Raw genomic sequence first — 17,181 nt, 5'->3', positions numbered from 1 at the left:
CGGGCTCTTCTGGTCTAAGGGCATGGTTCGAGCCGTCGACACCCGCGTCACCAATTTCCCCGCGGGGGGAGTTTTCGAATCCGCCCGGGGGCACCAGAGATTTGTCGAGCCCGGTACCGCTACGGTGCCGGGCTCTTCTGGTCTAAGGGCAGGGTTCGAGCCGTCGACACCCGCGTCACCAATTTCCCCGCGGGGGGAGTTTTCGAATCAGCCCGGGGACACCAGAGATTGATCGAGCCCGGTACACCGTCACGGTACCGGGCTCTTCTGGTTCATGTCATGTCAAAAACGAAGCGCCCGCTTGCTGGGGGAGCAAGCGGGCGCCTGTGAGCGAATATGTTTGCGGCGGGAGCCGTAATGGGCGGTGGGGCGGCGACTAGTTGGTCGTACCAGAATCGTCGCCCGTGCTCGTGCCCGAGCCAGAGCCCGAACCCGAGCCAGAAATCGAAACCGTCAGCGTAATCGTGTTGTCGGTGGACTGCTTGCCGGTGGGGGAGACGCCCGTAACGGTGGCGTTTTCGTTGCCGCTCACGGGGTTGCCGTTCTGGTCGCAGAACGCGATGTTGTAGAACCCGGCGTTGTTGAGCGCGGTGACGGCGGCGGAGATGCTCTTGCCGTACAGGTTACCCGGAACGCTGGCCTTGCCGGACTTCTTGGCAATGACGACGGTAATCGTGGCGCCGGGCTTCTGCTTGCCGCTGGGGTTCCAGCTGATCACGGTTCCCTCGGTAACTGAGTCGTTCTCCTGGTAGCTCACGTCGACGCCAAAGCCTGCCATATCGAGGGCGTTGCGCGCCTGGGCCTCGGTCATGTCGGTCAGGTCGGGGACGGACGTGGTATCCGGGCCGCTCGAGACCTTGTACGAGATGGTCGTGCCCTTCGCGACTTCCTTACCGGCTTCGGTGCCCTGCTCAAAGACCTGGCCCTCATCGGCCTCGTTGGCCTCCTCGGAGGCGTTGCCCTTCAGGCCAACGCTTGCCAGCGCGGCTTCTGCCTGGTCCTTGGTCAGGCCGACAAGCCGGGGAACCTCAACCTTCTCGGAGGGCTTGGGGCCCTTGGAGATTACCAGGTTCACCTTAGTGCCCTTGGCCTTCTTGGTGTTGCCGTTGGGCGTCTGCTCGGCGACCTTGCCCTCGTCGACATCGTCGTTGTAGCTTTGGTCGATGGTGCCGACCTCGAGGCCGGCTTCCTTGATCAGTTCGACGGCAGTCTGCTGGTCCTTGCCCAGTACATCGGGAACGGTGACCTGCTCGCCGCCAAAGAGTCCTGTGGCAAAGGCCACCACGATGCCGATGACGGCAACGGCTGCCACCACGGCGGCGATGATCTTGTTCTTGTTGGATTTGGGCTTTTCGACCTCGTAGGAGCCGGTGGAACCCGAAACCGAGCTACGGGCGGTATTCTGGCCGCTCACGCCCGAGACGGGACGCACCATGGCGCGCGTCTGATCGGAAAGCTCGCGAGTCTTGGTGGCGCCAAGCTCGCCGGGGGCACCGATGATGCGCGTGGGCTCCGAGATGTTGACGGCACGACCGGACAGGTAGCTGTTGAGCACCTGACGCAGCTCGTCAGCGGTCTGGAAGCGGTTTGCCGGGTCCTTCTCCATGCACTTGAGGATGATGCGCTCAAGGTCGGCGTCGACACCGGAGTTGATCTGGCTCGGCGGAATAGGCAGCTCGTTGACCTGCTTGAGTGCGACCGAGATGGCGTCATCACCGTCAAAGGGCACGCGGCCGGTGGCGCACTCGTACATCACGACGCCCAGCGAGTAGATATCCGAGGTGGGGCCGAGGTCCTGACCGCGGGTCTGCTCGGGGCTGACGTAGTGGGCGGTTCCCAGCACGTTGTTGTCTTGCGTGAGGTGGCTGTTCTTGGCGCGCGCGATGCCAAAGTCCATCACCTTGATGTTGCCGTCGGGCAGCACCATGATGTTCTGCGGCTTAATGTCGCGGTGGATGATCTCGTGCTTGTGGGCGACCGAAAGCGCGGAGCTGATCTGCGAGCCGATCTGGGCGACCTTCTTGGGGTCGAGGGCGCCGTGGCTCTTGATGCCGCTCTTAAGGTCGGTACCGCGCAGGTACTCCATGACGATGTAATAGGTGTCGCCGTCCTTGCCCCAATCGTAGACGCCCACGATATAGGGGGAGGAGAGACCGGCTGCTGCCTGGGCCTCCTGCTTAAAGCGTGCGGCGAAGGTTGCGTCGCCAGCATACTGCGGCAGCATGATCTTGACGGCAACCGTGCGGTCGAGGACCTGGTCCTGTGCACGGTAGACGGTCGCCATGCCGCCTGTCCCCACCTTATCCTTGAGGAGGTATCTTCCCCCGAGGACCCTCTGTTCCATTCCTGCTCCTAACATAACTATTCGCTCAACGATGTGTGCAGTACCTACGATATGGCCGCTGGGGCCGTGTGGCGCGTTGCCGCTAACTCTTCGGCCGCGGCGCGCCTCGGGTGTCCGATTCAATCATGGGCATCACGCTCCCTGTGCGGCGAGCGCCGCGGTCAGGACGATGCCGGCAATCTTGGCCGCCTTGACGTCGTGTTTGTCGTAATCCTCCAAGGCCACCGAGATGGCGACCGTGGGTGAATCGTAAGGTGCAAAGCCAACGAACATCGAGTTGACGTTGGTGCCGCCGGTCTCGGCCGAGCCGGTCTTGCCGGCGACCTTGACGCCGGGGACCTGGGTATCGGTTCCGGTACCGGACTGGACGACGGCGAGCATGGCCTGCTTGACCTGGTCGGCCGTGGCGGAGCTGACGGCCTGACCCAGCGAGCGGGACTGCGTGGTCTTGACCACAGTTCCGTCCGGGGCGAGTACCTGGGCTACAAAGTACGGGTCCATGACCACGCCACTGTTAGCGATGGCGGCGGCAATCACGGCGTTTTGCATGACGGTGGTCTGCGGCCCGGGCGTGTGGTCCATGCCGACAGGCTGGCCGGCGCCGGCCCAGGCGGTCTCCCACTCGGTCATGAGCGACGGGTCGGCCATGATGGAGGCCGCGGAGGTCAGGTCCTGGCCGAGCTTTTGGCCGTAGCCAAAGGCGTTGGCAAACTGCACGAGCGTGTTTGCGCCAACTTCGTTTGCCACCTGGCCAAAGACGACGTTGGAAGACACGGCAAAGGCCTGCTGCAGGCTGATGGTGCCGTAGCTCTCGTTGGCATAGTTGGTGACCGGCGCGTTGCCGATGTCCATGGAGCCGGGCGCCTGGTAGGTGCTGGTAAGGCTGGCGGTGCCGGTCTCGAGTGCCGCGGAAAGCGTAACGACCTTAAACGTGGAGCCCGGCGTGTACAGCGCGTCCATGGCGCGATTGTACATGGAGCCGTCCTCGCCGCCGCCCGCCTGCAGCAGGGCGTCGATGTTGGTGTTGTCATAGGTGGGCGAGCTGGCGCATGCGAGCACCGCACCGGTACGCGGGTCGATGACCACTACAGCGCCCTTAAAGCCCTTGAGCGCCTGCTCGGCCGCCGTCTGGATACGCGAGTCGATGGTGAGCTTGGCGGTGTTGCCCGGCTGGGTCTGGCCCGCGAGCGACGCGATGGCGTTGTTCCAGCTGGAGTAATCCTTAGAGCCGGTGAGCGTGTCGTTCATGACACTCTCGATGGCGGTGGTGCCATACTGCTGGCTCACGTAGCCAACCACGTGCGCTGCCAGGTTGCCGTTGGGGTAGGAGCGTACGTAGGTGCCGTCCTCCTGCTGCAGCGACTCGGCCAGCGTCACGCCGTCGGACGTGATGATGGAACCGCGCTGGATGTACTTGGAGCGGGCGATAGTGTGGTTGTTGGTCGGCATGTCCTGATAGTCCTTGGCCTTGATGACCTGGACATAGGTGAGGTTGCCGATAAGGATGGCGAACAGCGCCGTAAAGGCGAGCACCGCACGGGTTAGACGGTTGGCGAGCGCAACGCGGCCGAGCACACCGGATTCAGGCGTGTCGAGCAGGCGACGGCGCATGCGCGAGCCGACGGAATGGCTGCCGCTGCCGTAGGAAGACGAGGTGGCAAAGCGCGTGCCCGTCGGGGCGGCGGCAGATGCGACCTGATCATCGGTGATGGCGGCCATGGTGCCGGTGCCGGTAAGCTCGGCCTCGCGTCCGGTCGCTTCGTCACCGGCGCGCAGCAGGAGCGCGACGATGATAAAGCTTGCCAGCAGCGAGGAACCGCCCTGGCTCATAAAGGGTAGGGTGACGCCGGTCAGCGGGATCAGGCGGGTAACGCCGCCCACGATTAAAAAGGCCTGGAAGCTGATGGCGGCCGTAAGGCCCGTGGCGCTAAAGGCGGCGAGGTCGGATTTAGCGCGGGCAGCCGTGGTGAGGCCACGCACGGCAAAGAGCATAAACAGGATGAGCACGGCGCCGCCGCCCAAAAGGCCCATCTCCTCGCCGATGGCCGAGAAGATAAAGTCGGACTCGACGACAGGGATGTTGTTGGCCATGCCGTTGCCGATACCAACACCGACCAGACCGCCATCGGCAAGCGAGAAGAGCGACTGGACGATCTGGTAGCCCTGGCCCTGGGCGTCCTTAAACGGATCGACCCAAACCTGGAAACGCACCTGAACGTGAGACAGGAACTTGTAGGCGCCCACGGCTCCAACGGCTAAGAGCGCAAGGCCGATAACGACATACGAGAATCGTCCCGTGGCAACGTAGAGCATCAGCAAGAAGATGGTGTAGAACAGCACGGCCGAACCCAGATCGCGTTCGAAGACGACGACGAGCAGGCACACACCCCACACGGCAAACAGCGGCAGCAGCAGTCGCAGGCGAGGGATCTTAAAGCCCAGGATCTTGCGGTTGGAGATGGAGAGCAGCTCGCGGTTCTCGGCCAGGTACCCGGCCAGGAACAGCACGATAAAGACCTTGGCGAACTCGCCGGGCTGGATGGTAAAGCCCGCGATGCGAATCCACAGCTTGGAGCCCGAGATCGTGGTGCCGATAAAGATAGGCAGCATCAACAGAATGATGCCGATAATGCCAAAGGTGTACTTGTAGCGCATGACTACGTCGAGGTTCTTAACCAACGCGAGCGTTCCCACCATCAGGGCCACCGAGACAAACAGGATGATGAGCTGTGAGATGGCGAGAGCGGGGGCGAGACGCGTCACGAACGTGATGCCGATGCCCGAAAGCACAAAGACAATGGGCAGGATGGCGGGGTCGGCACCGGGCGCCAAGATGCGCACGGCAATGTGGGCCGCGGCAAAGGCGGCAAAGAGGCCGATCGGTACGGCGAGCGTCTCAAAGGAGATGGCAGCGCCCGCGGTGAGGACGTACATCGCATACAGCAGGATGACGGGGAACGCCGAGGCGATGAGCAAGAGCAGCTCGGTGTTGCGGCGACTCATAAGCGGCACTCCCTTTCTAGTTCTTTTCGGAGGCTTCGGCCTCGGCGGACTGTTCGGCGGTTTTCTCGGAATCTGATTCGGAGGTCGATCCCTGGTCGGTGTTGTCGCGAATCGTTTGCGCGTCGATCACCTGGCGGGTCTGCTCCTCGTCGATCTGGTGGCGGTACTTGGATATCGTGTCCTGCGCATCGTCGACACTTGTTTGCGGAATGCCCGCCTTGAGCCGGTTTTGCGTGTCTTCGGGCAGGTCGGACAGCTTGATACTGGTTTCGCTTTCGAGCCAGTGGAGCTTGAGTCCGAGCGGCTTGCCGGGCAGGCCGCGCCAGACGGCGACATTGCCCTGGTAGGTACCCAGGTAGTACGAGCCGGTGACACCCGTGTAGGCCCAGATGGCAGCCGCCAGCACCAAGACGAGACCTAAGACGACGCCGATGGTGACGTTGCGGCGACGCACGCGTTGCGCCTCGCGCATAACGCCATCGTCAACCAGGTCAACGACTACTACGGTCACGTTGTCGTGGCCGCCGGCGGCAAGCGCCGCGTCCACTAGGTTGTCGACGCAGATTTGCGCGGTTGAGGACTGCGTGGCGATGTTCTCGATATCGCTATCGGGAATCATGCTCGAAAGGCCGTCGGAGCACAGGATCAGGCGGTCGCCTTCCTCGATATGCAGAGTGAAGTGGTCGGCATACATGGCGGGGTCCGAGCCCAGCGCACGGGTGATGACCGAGCGGTTTGGGTGGACGCGAGCCTCGTCTGCCGTAATCTCACCGGCGTCCACGAGCTCCTCCACGTAGGAGTGGTCGCGGGTCACGCGGATGAGCGTGCCCTCGTGGAGCAGGTAGGCGCGAGAGTCACCCACGTGGGCGATGGCGAGCGTGTCGTTTTCGATATAGGCGCAAGTGGCTGTGCAGCCCATGCCGGGCTTGCCCAGGCCGTTCAGGGCCGCCTCGATTACGGCGGCGTTGGCTGCCTCGACGGCTGCGGCCAGGCGTGCTGCGTCGGCGGACTGCGGGGCCGTCTTGGCAATAGTCTCGACGGCAATGGAAGAGGCTACCTCGCCGGCGGCGTGACCGCCCATGCCGTCGCATACGCAAAAGAGCGGCGACTGCACCAGGTAGGAATCCTCATTGTGCGGGCGTACGCAGCCAACGTCAGAGCGGGCGCCCCACATGAGTTGCGTGGTGGTGCCGGCATCATAGGTCGAGTCGGTCTCGATGCGCTCCTCGGTCAGGGGCTCAAAGCTCATGGTCGAGCCGGGGTCTTTGAGCTTGGTCTCAACGGCGGCAACGTCGATCTCGGCTGTGTCACCGGGAGAGACGGTGTCGGTCTCGGCGTTTGATTCGGAATCGCCGGTGTCCGGGGAGCCGGGCTCCTCGGGCGCGCGGGCGGTCGACTCGTCGTCTTGCGGGCTGACGTCTATAGGCTCGGGTGTCGCAAAGTGCGACGGCGCGGGCGTGCTTTGCGACTGGGCGGCGGGCTCGGCCACGGTATCGGACTCGCTTGCGGGCGCAGGCTGCGGGGCCTTGGGTGCAGGGCCGTCCTCGGGGGATGGCCCCGCCTCGGGCGCCGGCGTAGACACGGGCGCAACCTCGGATGCCGGGGCTATGGGAAACGCCGGCGCGGCGGGCTCGGGTGCCGCAAACACCGCAGCGCTCTCGTTGATTGCCGCGGCGACAGGCTCTGCAAAGTGAGCCGGCGCCGAGGTTGCTTCGGGCGCTGTGGGCTGTTCCGCGGCATGTGCGCCGATGGGCGCCGCTACGGCATCCTCTTCGTCCTCGTTATCGGCGAGATCCGAAATATCATGCGTTACATGCGAAAGAGGCAGGGAGAACACGGTGTCCTCGGGTTCCACGGGTGCGGAGCCCGCCGGAGCGGCGTGGGCCGCCGCAGCTGTGGCGGCAGCCGGTGCCTCGGTCATAGTCGCGGACTTGTTCTCCTCGTCGATCATCGACGGTTCACCTTCATGACCACATCGCCAATCTGGACTTCGTCGCCCTCGCGCAGCGTTGCGGGCTCCACAAGCTGGCGGCCGTTGACGAGCGTGCCGTTAAGCGAGTTGAGGTCCTCGATGATGAGCGCCGGGCCCTGCAGCGAAAAGCGCGCATGCGAGGCCGAGACGAATGGTTCGTTGATGCAGATGTCCGAAGACGGCGAGCGACCGACGATGACGGGGCCGAGCATGTCTACGTGGATGCCGCGGATACCGCGCGGACCCTTGTCCACATCGATCGTCCAGATAGCCGAGTCGCGACGCTGCCCGCGCACAAGTCCCACGCCGGTCTTCATGACGGCGAACAGGAAGATATAGAGCAGGGCGACCAGGACGATGCGGCCTGCAAAAAGGACGATATCGATGTTCATAAGCGACTATCCCCTAAATTCAAAGGTGCTCAGGCCAAACGTCAGCAGATCGCCGTTGCGCAGCGGGCAGCGCGTAATGCGGCGGTTGTTGACGAGCGTGCCGTTGGTGGAATTGAGGTCCTCGATCGACCAATCCGAGCCCGTAAAGGTGAGCTGGGCGTGGCGGCGCGACACGTTGGGGTCGCGCAGGGCAATATCGGAAACTGAGCGCTCGCGACCGATAGTCACCTGTGCGGAGGTGATGCTATGGCTCTCGCCGCTCACGACGTCGACGAGCTGGGCGAGCGGGCGCTGTGGGGCGCGAGTGCTCGCCATGTTGGAGGCGATGCCGGCTGCGGCGCCTAGGCCCACGGCGGCACCGGTCGCGGCGGCTCCGCCCATGCCGGCAAGCGCGTCGCGCGAGACGGTCTGCGGCACCGGGATAGGAGCGGCGGGGTCGGGGACGCTAGGCGCGAAGGGATCTGCTACGGCAAGCGGGTCAGGAGCGGCGGCGCGAGGCGTCGGCTGCTGCTGGGGCATGGCGGCGGGGCGCTGCGGCTGCGGGGCAGCAAACTGCTGCTGGCCGGCGCGCGGGGCGCTGGCGGCACGGCTTGCCGCGGAGTTGTTTTGGCCCAGACCGTTTTGATAGGCGCGCTCTTCTTCGTACAGGCGGCCGAGCGTGGGGGCATCGACGTTCTCGGCAAAGACCGAGAACTTGCCGGCGCGCAGCTGCGGATCGATCATAAAGCGCACGAGGGGCTCGCCGACAAAGACATAGCGGCGCTTTTCGGCCTGCGCCTTCACAAACTCGCGGACCTCGCGCGAAAGCTCGGGGTAGAACGGGGCGAGCATGGGATCGTCGTCGGCGGCGATCAGGATGGTATAGAGTGCCGGCGCCGTGTTGACGCCATTGATCACCAGAGTCTGATCCTCCATGTCGCGAGCGGCCTGCTTGGCAAGCTTCTTAAAGGAGAACGGGGCACGGGTGGCACCGAAGATGCCGGCCACGTGGTCCTCGAAGATGTTCAGGAAGTTCACGAAAGATCACTCTCCGTATAGGTTCTTTGGTATCCGAGCAAATATAGGCATATCCCAACGATTATAGAGGATAGGGTTCCCGCAACTGCCGCCTTGGCGGCGACCGCGGCTGCAAGGCTGGCAATTTCCATATGGTGTGCAAGACAGGATGCCGCTGCGCAGCCGATGCCGGTGACAGCGATGGCGGCGATGGCGGCAAGGTTTGAGCCCTGATCGGCACGCTTGGCATGGGCATTGAGCAGCGCAGATGACGCCGCGGCAGTTGTCGCGACCAGCGCAAAGGCAGCCCAAAGGAGCGGGTCTTCCAGCGCTGCGGCAACGTTGCCGAGCCCCAGCACGCCTCCGGCTGAAAGCGCGACCGTGGCCAGACGGGCAAAAAGCGCGCCCATGCCCGTTGCCGCGGCGGCGCTTGCCGGGCCGAGCCAAAATGACGCGACGCCGGCGGCGACCCCAGCTGCCAGGAAGGTATTGCCGGTCAGACAGCCAAGCGCAAGCGCGCAGGTGAGTGCGGCGCTCGCGGCAGCCTCGGTGCGACCCCAGGCGATCCACCAACCGGACATGGCAGCGGCAAAGATCACCGCGACGGGCAACATCGACAGGATGCCCTGCGCCTGCATGGTGGCGTTGGCCATGAGCACCAAAAAGCCCACAGCCGAGATGGCCGAGCCAATTTGGGGGGCCAGGCCAGCCGCCGCTCCGATCGCGATGGCCGCAATGACCAGGCCGGGAAGCGCCGCGACCCCGGCCGTTTGCATCAGCAAAAAGCTAAAGGTGCCGCACGCTAGCGCCGAGATGGCGCGCATGGTGTAGTCGCGCGCATGGATCCAGCGCGTGCCCGCCCAGCCGAGTGCGGGGTCGACCTCGATGGCGTCGTCCTCGTAGTACGACGGCTCGATATCGTCGAGCTCCTGCTCGTCATCCGAAAGCTCGCCAACCATTTGCTCCAGGCTGTGACGGCCCTCGCGCACGCTGCCCAGACCGGCAAGGAGTTGGTCGCAAAATGCCTCGATGCTGTTGGGGCGGTCCTGCGGCATGGGGGAGAGCGCGCTCATGAGCGCGGCCTCGGCTCCCGGGGGAAAGTGTGGTATCAGCTCGCTGGGGTAGGTGGCGCCGCCGATGATGCGGTCGAGCGAGTCGGCGGGCGTGGCCGCCATAAAGGGGGCGCTGCCGCACAAGCCCTCATAGATAACGCAGGCAAGGGCAAAGACATCGGCGCGTTCGTCGACCGTGCCGGTCTCGATATCGAGCTGCTCGGGCGGCATGTAGCCGATGGTGCCGCCGCGCGAGCCGCCAAAGCCACCGGCGGACGACAGTCGCGCCATGCCAAAGTCGGTGAGCTTTACATTGCCCGAGTGGTCGATGAGCACGTTGGCGGGCTTAATGTCCAGGTGGAGTACGCCATTACTGTGGGCGAAGGTGAGCGCCTGGCCCAGGGCATCGGCAATGGCCGCGGCCTCGTCAAAGGTAAGTGAGTGGCCGTCCACGCGATGCAAAAACTCGGCCAGCGACATGCCATCGACATATTCCATAACCAGGTAGGCATAGGCTGTGTCATGCGTAAAGTCGATGACCTGCACGATATTGGGATGTTGAAGCATGGCGGCAGTGTGCGCCTCGCGCAGGACATCCATGATGTCGCTGGCGGGCATGCCGGCACCGTTGATAAGGGGGATGCGCTTAATGGCGACGCGGCGGCGCAGGTGCGTGTCGCGGCAAATCTCGATGGAGCCAAAACCGCCGGTCGCAAGTGTCTCGAGCGGCTGGTACCGCTTGAGCAGCTCGCGAGAGCTGGTGCCCTCCAAAGGAACGTCCGGCGAGAACCGGGCGGTATGTTGCGAGAAAAGCGGCATGGCCAACCCTCGTGCGTTTAAAGTTCGTTTGCGAGCGGCGGGCGCGGGGCCGAGCCGTTCGCGGTGGCATAGATGCTGCTAGTGTAGCACGCTCGGGCAGATGGCGAGGATAGCGGGATGCGAGGTGGCCCGATCGATTCGGCCCGTTTCGGCTCGTTCGGAAAGCGCATCTCAGTTTTCAGCCAAATTATGGGATGCGCTTTCCAAATGGGGTGGGCTGCGGAAACTGCATCCCAGAATATTGCCCTGGAACGGGATGCGCTTTCCGAACCGGCGTCCAAAAGGAAACCGCATCCCGCTTTGATGTGGGGACTGCGAACAAAAGCCGGACCGTGATCTGGCGCGGATTGGAGTTCGCCTGAATCATTGATGCTGGCTGGTGTGAGAACAGAGATAAACGAGCGGCTCGAGCGATATAATGACACGCTATGGAGGCCGTATGCTCTTTTCCCGCCGTTCTGCTACATTTGCCTGCGCCATTGCGCTTGTCGTAATGGCGGTCACCCCTTATCACCGGTTTTCATCTTCAATCGGCCTAGCGTCAGGTGCAATGACCTGGCTCGTTATCCTGGGCGCATGCCTCGCGGCGTTTGTTCATGGTGCTGCGCTATGCAAGGGGGGAATGAGAAGGCCGAGGCATCTCGGTGCCATCGGTGTTTTCCTTGGTGTTATTGCAACGGTTCCCGAATGGGCCGACCTGGCTTTCTATGCTCGCGGAGACTCTATTCCAATCGTGTTTGCACCGATTTGGTTGTTACATGGCGTTTCGTGTGTCTCGTGCTTTGTTGGATCGCTGCTTCTCTCATATGTTATTTGGGGCACGGCGGACTCTCCTTTGACGCAGAGGTCGACACGGACTGACGAAAGGGAAACTCGTCACCCGCAGGACGCGATTTTTACAGAAACAATAGCCGTCATGTCTTGCCTGCTGTTTTGCTGTCGAGTTTCATGGAGAGTCGTTCCCGAGCCATGGGGGATGCCCCCTGTAACGGCCGCGGCAATTGGCCTTGCGCTTTTAATTCCGTTGGTCTATCTCGCATTGACTGTGGCCCCGCCGTTTTGCCGCCCTCGTGCCTTTGGCCATGGGCGGCGCGACGTGTTTGCCTGTTCTGTGCTCGTAGCAGTTCCTATTGGTCTTATTCCGGCTGTTGAGGCGGCATACTTCGCAAGCGATGCCGTGGTCATTGCATTGCTGGCGATGGGGTCCGTTATCGCTGCTGCCTTCGTATGCATGTTGCTAAGGGGGAAACGGGACAACAATTCGGATATCGCCTGTGCGTCCGACACATTCGATGCGGGGGTGTTTTCCCCTGCCCTGTCGCCTAGAGAAGAGCAGTTTGTTCGACTGCTGCTCAAAGGGAAAACGCCGGCGGAAATTGCCAAGGAGACGGATACGAAGCCATCGACGGTGAGAACAACGCTTCACCGAGCATACGGGAAGGCGTCGGTTGCGGGCTCACGCGAGCTCGTGGCGCTGTTTGCGGGTGAGGGCGATACTGTAGGGCATGAGCTACCGCAGCGGCATGCTGACGATATAGTGGCATCAGCTCGAACGCGCCGGCTGTTTCGATACCTGCTCACATTATTCTTTATCCTCCTTGCGGCGGGGCCCTTGGTAATGGCGGATAGCGATTGGGGGTCCGGTGTTTCGCGGGCTGTCGCCTTTTCCCTCTTAAGCTACGCATTGGGTCTCGGACTGCTTCTGTCGCTACGCTACGCGGGTGGAAAAGCGAATCGTGGCGCTGCGCTGGATAGAGCGGGTGAAGCGATTTGGCTCGGAAGCCCGTACGTATGGGCGGTGCTATCTGCTGTGGAATGGTCTTTTATCTATATCGCAGCATTGATGTGCATACGCGTTCCGTTGATGGCTGTGCCGGTCCTGTTTTGCGGCGTGGCGTCTACGGCTTCGCTCGCTGTTGGGCTGCGTCCGTTTAAGGTGCATGCCCATGCTCGGGCTATCGTGCCGTTGGTGTCAATGGGCATGGTTGCCTTAATCTATGCGGTCGCTAGGGGGCGAATCCATGGACTTGCGGTGCTGACGGGGGTGCTGCTCACATATATAGTGATGCGAAGCTGTCCGCAGCGCAAAATGCTTGGGATATGGATGCTCTGCTTTGGGGCGACGGCTCCTGTTTGGGCTGTCTTGCTCAATATGGTGCAGGATCTGACGGTTTTCGAGCCGTTGTTCCTCGCGTCGTTGTTGGGGCAAAGTTCGGCTGTCAATGTCGTCGTGGCAACGGTGATTGTTTGCTGGTCTGTGCCCATGTTCGTTACGCACATCGCGCTCGCCCGCTCGGTTGAGGACGAGAAGGCCGTCTTGGAGTACCGGGCGAACGGGTCCACCGAAACGGCCCGCGTGCGCCAGCTGGCCCTGCTTACGTCGCGCTCCCTTTCTGATGTTCAGTCGCAAATTTTGCTGATGACGGCGGAGGGCGCAACGACAAAGGCTATTGCGGAGGATGTCGGTTACGCTGCATCTACGGTGCAAGCACTGCGGTCTGCTTCTTACCGCCAGTTGAAGATCAAGAATAAAGCGGAGCTTATTTCATTGTTATCGCAGGTAGATAACGTGTAAACGCCTGAGCGATCAACTCAATAGCGAGTGTTTACAGACATCATTCTCTATTCATGCAAAGGTTGCCGTGTGTCGACGCATTATTAACCGCTTGTGATTAGGGCCGGGTCGAGCGTTGTTGCTCGGTCCGGCCAATGGGAGGGTGATGTCGGTTGAATAAAAAACTAATTCGGCACGAGTTGTCCAAGATATCTGGAAACCCAATATTTGCGTTGGCTCTTACTTTGGCGACAGTAATTTCGATGGCAGCTGCCATCGAGGCGTGGTGGACGCTCGAGATTGAGCGCAAGCAGCTGTTATCTTTTGGCTACGGCATTGGTCTGCAGTCTCAGACATACCTCGGCCAAACGCGTGAAAGTAGCTTTGGCAACTGGATTGTCGTGAGCGCGAACGCGCCGTTGCTAGCGTCGGTGTTTTTCTATGCGCTGCCGTTGCTTGCCATGTTGGCCGGGTCGTGGTCATGCCTGTCCGAGCGTTTGAGCGGTTACGAGGCACAGATCTGCACGCGTGTTTCTAGAAATGCATACGTGAACGTGAAGATGCTGTCTGCTTTCCTCTCTGCGTTTGCGGTCACGGCTATTCCGCTACTCGTGAACTTCCTGATTGTCTCCATGCTGTTTCCCGCGTATCTCCCCCGGGTCGACGAATCGACTTACGTCGGACTCTATCTGCATAGCTATTTTTCTGGTCTGTTTTATTCCCGGCCTCTGTTATACGTGCTGGTTTATACGCTGTTCGATGCGGTGGCGCTGGGGGTTCTATCCATGGCCGTGACCGGTCTGTCGGTTGTGTTTCGCAGCAGAATCAAGGCGATGGTCGTTCCATATCTGATTATGGTTGCATGGCATTTTGTTAACGACTGGATTTTTAGCGTCCTTTCATGCGTCGGCTTTAACTGCAACATTCTTAACAGCATCAGGTCGGAATCGCTAAATAACTGGCCCGACATCCGAGCGGGGGTTGCGGAAATCATCTTGCTGTTCGTCTTTTCTTTGGTTTCCGCGAGATTCTTAAAAAGACGCGAGGTGGTCTGATGCTGTTTAGGCTGGTCGCCGCGGACCTGAGGACCGTTTTGAAGAAGAACATCATCGCTTTTATTGCGGTTGCGGCAGTGACCGTTGCGAACTTGGTGTACGCCTACGGATTGTCTTCTGTGTATGGGGTCAGGACGGATACCTTGGGGTTTGCGGATAATCTCGCGCTCGTGTTTGCCGGGTCTGCTCCGTTTGAGCCTAGGCCCGGGGCCATGTTTGTGCCTCCGTTAGGGTGGCTATTCCTCATTCTGCTCATTCTCTATACAACACTCGATTATCCGACCGAATCGTTGCACGGGTTTGGTTTGCAAGCGCTTGTTCGATGCCGGTCAAGAACCCTTTGGTGGGTCTCGCGTTTTATCTTGGTGGCGGCGGTAACGGCATTTTCACTGCTCGTGGTGGTTTGCTCTGTTGTGATTTGGAGCTTGGTGGTGAGCTCCTCGTTCAGCGCGGTCGTCCATGGCGAGTCGCTTCAGCTGGCTAATTTGGCGCCGTGGTTTCTCAAAGCTGCCGAGGCAGATGCGCTGCCGTTTTTCGTAGGACTCTTTCTTGCTTTCGAGGCGCTTGCGTTTGCGCAGGCAGCGGTCGGGTTTGTGCTTGGGCCGTCGGTCTCGTTTGTGGTTTTAATGAGCTCCCTGATCTGCTCGGCATATGCGCGGCATTGGGTGCTGCTGGGAAATGCCCTGATGCTGTTGCGCTGGGGCGGAATTGTCAAAGAGGGAATCGCGACGGGCTCGAGCGTCTTGTTTTCAATTGTGATTATGTCGTTATGCCTATCGCTGGGCGGACTGTGGTTTCGAAGGGCAGACCTTTTAGAAAAGGGGGACAAGATATGAGCGTGATCGTTAGGGACGTATCGAAGCGCATAGGCAAAAACGATGTTCTGCGCAACGTGTCCATCGAGGTTGACCCTGGGACTGTGGTCGGTCTTCAGGGGATAAACGGTTCGGGTAAGACCATGCTTATGCGAGCGGTCTGCGGATTGATCAAGCCTACCGAAGGCGAAATCTCTATCGATGGCCAAAGGCTTGGGGCGGACATCTCGTTCCCGCCGAGTCTGGGGATGTTGATCGAGGCGCCTTCCTTTTTGGGATATCTGTCTGGCTGCGACAATCTGGAGCTCATTGCTCAGATCAAGGGCGTTGCAACCCGCGAGGACATTCGCTCTGCCCTGCGGCTCGTGGGGCTCGATGCAGACGAAAAAAAGAAGTTCCGAGCATACTCGCTTGGGATGAAGCAGCGTCTGGGGATAGCTGCGGCAATTATGGAAAAGCCGAAGCTGCTTGTTCTCGATGAGCCAACAAATGCCCTCGACGAAGCGGGCGTGGAAATGCTCAAGCGCGTTGTGGCGATGGCGGCATCAACGGGTCGCGAGGTTATTCTGTCCAGCCATGACGGAGAGGTGCTCGAGGAGCTGGCCGATCGGGTTTACTGCATGCGCGACGGTGCCGTTGTGAACGTTCGGGAAAGGTCGTGAGCGCGATGAAGAAGACCCTGTGGACAAGAAGGTCGGCGCTTGCGCTTTTCGGCTGTGCTGTTACTGGCCTTGCGGGCATGAGGGCGAGCGTCGTTAACGGGAACCGGACGGTCATTCCTGAGAAATATTATGCGGAGGGCGAATGGCTCTCGATGGATGGGGCGTTTCTGGGGTCGAAGGATGTGGCGACTGACGGGTATTCGTTTTGCATAGACGGGGCAGAGCTGCTCACGCCGCGCGAGTATCTCAAGCGTGCGCATGATGATTATTCAAAATATGGCATCGTGGATACGAAAACGAAATTGAAGGACGCCGACATCACGTGTGTTATCGCCGTAAAGATGCGTGTCAGGAATAAGGACAATGTCGAAGGCGGAATCAAAACGTATGTTTGGCATTTGGTGCCGGAGTCTGCGCCAAACTATGACTTTATGGTCAATACCGATCTGATAGCGCAGGCAATGCCGGCTTTAGACGGATTTGCAGCGTTTGCCGTGCAGGTTGGAGCGGAAAACGAGTTGCTTGTCCCATTTATGATGCAAAACACCAACGATTACTTTGAAGATTACGAGACCGTCCGTTTTGAGAAGGCTTTTCCCGGGACTTATACGATGAAGATGACCGATCTGCCGGAGAGAAGGCTCTTAAGGTTTGAAGTGAAGTAGCTCGAGAGTTAGGCAAAATGGGTCCATCGGCGGTACCCGCGCCCGATTTCAGGCGCTCCGACTCGGAATCGGGCGCGGGACGAGGCACCTTCGGTGTCGGCCGGATTACCGCTTCTTCTTCTTGTTCTTCTTCTGCTTGCGCTGCTTGCCCTTGTTGTCCTGGGGCTTGTCGGCCTGTTTTGCTTCGGCAGCGGCCTTTTCTGCCTTCATCTTCTTGCGTTTGGTCTCGATGCGGAGTTTTTTGTTGATGCGCGCCTTAAGGAAGGCGCCAAACTGCTCGGCATCGCCGCGAACAAAGGTGTCCTTGGGGATCGTCACGCCCTGGTCGGCGAACATGGCAACAAAGATGCGCTCGCCGTCGAGTACGTGGTCGAGCTTGTCAAACGGGAAGAACTGCGACTTGCCGCTCTTGCCCCAGACCATTAGGCCGTCTTCGTTGGCGGCGACGCGGCGATAACGGCCGCCCATGGACTCGTCGGCCTCGACGGCATCGATAAAGTCGCGGGCGAGCGTGTGGTGCAGGTTTTTGCTCCACCAGGCCAAAAAGGCGCCGAACACGATGAGGACGACGCCAAACTTGATCCAGTTGCCACCGGCTACCAGCATGCCAATACCCAGCAGGGCGGCAATGGCGGCGGCGACATACAGGGAGCCGCGGCGTCTGGGCGAGGCGACCAGGCGGGCGAAGTCGGTGACCAGATCGTTTTCGTACTGATACTCGTTGAGGTACAGGATGCCGTCATCGGCTGCTGCCTGCGCCTCGAGCGCGACCTCGACCTGGTCGGCTGCTTCGGAGGGAATGAGGTTGCTCTCTGCGTCTGCCATACTCTTTGGACTCCTATCGCGGCGGGC

12 protein-coding genes are annotated in these 17,181 nt (G+C 60.9%); 5 read left to right on the top strand and 7 right to left on the bottom strand.

Annotation, left to right across the window (positions count from 1 at the left end; all coding sequences use genetic code 11):
* Positions 1 to 376 precede the first annotated feature (376 nt).
* From pknB to DXD48_RS09145, 6 genes are all read right to left on the bottom strand, one after another.
* Complete coding sequence (pknB, locus tag DXD48_RS09170) at positions 377 to 2,344, bottom strand: Stk1 family PASTA domain-containing Ser/Thr kinase (RefSeq protein WP_117564940.1); 1,968 nt, start codon at positions 2,342 to 2,344, stop codon at positions 377 to 379.
* A 132-nt stretch (positions 2,345 to 2,476) separates the two neighbouring features.
* On the bottom strand, positions 2,477 to 5,347 hold the full coding sequence (locus tag DXD48_RS09165; RefSeq protein WP_117564939.1) for an FtsW/RodA/SpoVE family cell cycle protein: 2,871 nt from the start codon (positions 5,345 to 5,347) through the stop codon (positions 2,477 to 2,479).
* 16 nt (positions 5,348 to 5,363) lie between these two features.
* Positions 5,364 to 7,298 (bottom strand): Stp1/IreP family PP2C-type Ser/Thr phosphatase, encoded by a 1,935-nt coding sequence (locus tag DXD48_RS09160; protein WP_117564938.1) that lies wholly within the window; start codon positions 7,296 to 7,298, stop codon positions 5,364 to 5,366.
* Positions 7,295 to 7,711: an FHA domain-containing protein gene (locus DXD48_RS09155; RefSeq protein ID WP_006235180.1), complete on the bottom strand. Its 417-nt coding sequence runs from the start codon at positions 7,709 to 7,711 to the stop codon at positions 7,295 to 7,297. The genes DXD48_RS09160 and DXD48_RS09155 overlap by 4 nt, the downstream gene beginning before the upstream one ends.
* A gap of 6 nt (positions 7,712 to 7,717) precedes the next feature.
* Complete coding sequence (locus DXD48_RS09150) at positions 7,718 to 8,728, bottom strand: FhaA domain-containing protein (protein WP_117564937.1); 1,011 nt, start codon at positions 8,726 to 8,728, stop codon at positions 7,718 to 7,720.
* Entirely contained in the window at positions 8,725 to 10,578 is a 1,854-nt protein-coding gene (locus DXD48_RS09145) for a serine/threonine-protein kinase (protein WP_117564936.1), read from the bottom strand. The genes DXD48_RS09150 and DXD48_RS09145 overlap by 4 nt, the downstream gene beginning before the upstream one ends.
* Positions 10,579 to 11,017: 439 nt before the next feature.
* Between DXD48_RS09145 and DXD48_RS09140 the strand changes: the two genes are divergently transcribed.
* The 5 genes from DXD48_RS09140 (at position 11,018) to DXD48_RS09120 (ending at position 16,329) form a co-directional block, all read left to right on the top strand.
* On the top strand, positions 11,018 to 13,153 hold the full coding sequence (locus tag DXD48_RS09140; RefSeq protein ID WP_158548976.1) for a LuxR C-terminal-related transcriptional regulator: 2,136 nt from the start codon (positions 11,018 to 11,020) through the stop codon (positions 13,151 to 13,153).
* A gap of 242 nt (positions 13,154 to 13,395) precedes the next feature.
* Positions 13,396 to 14,187: a hypothetical protein gene (locus tag DXD48_RS09135; protein WP_147324168.1), complete on the top strand. Its 792-nt coding sequence runs from the start codon at positions 13,396 to 13,398 to the stop codon at positions 14,185 to 14,187.
* Positions 14,188 to 14,225: 38 nt separating this feature from the next.
* Entirely contained in the window at positions 14,226 to 15,023 is a 798-nt protein-coding gene (locus DXD48_RS09130; RefSeq protein WP_147324167.1) for a DUF2705 family protein, read from the top strand.
* On the top strand, positions 15,020 to 15,664 hold the full coding sequence (locus tag DXD48_RS09125) for an ATP-binding cassette domain-containing protein (RefSeq protein WP_117564932.1): 645 nt from the start codon (positions 15,020 to 15,022) through the stop codon (positions 15,662 to 15,664). Before DXD48_RS09130 ends, DXD48_RS09125 begins: the two co-directional genes overlap by 4 nt.
* Before the next feature lie 5 nt (positions 15,665 to 15,669).
* Positions 15,670 to 16,329, top strand: a complete 660-nt coding sequence (locus DXD48_RS09120) for a DUF5028 domain-containing protein (RefSeq protein WP_117564931.1) — start codon at positions 15,670 to 15,672, stop codon at positions 16,327 to 16,329.
* A 105-nt stretch (positions 16,330 to 16,434) separates the two neighbouring features.
* On the opposite strand, the gene DXD48_RS09115 is transcribed toward DXD48_RS09120, so the two are convergent.
* Entirely contained in the window at positions 16,435 to 17,154 is a 720-nt protein-coding gene (locus tag DXD48_RS09115) for a hypothetical protein (RefSeq protein WP_117564930.1), read from the bottom strand.
* Positions 17,155 to 17,181: the final 27 nt, after the last annotated feature.

The sequence above is a fragment of the Collinsella sp. TM05-37 genome (assembly GCF_003436455.1).
Taxonomy (GTDB): domain Bacteria; phylum Actinomycetota; class Coriobacteriia; order Coriobacteriales; family Coriobacteriaceae; genus Collinsella.
Note: the sequence above shows the minus strand (reverse complement) of the source record. Positions and strands in the feature narration are given on the sequence as shown.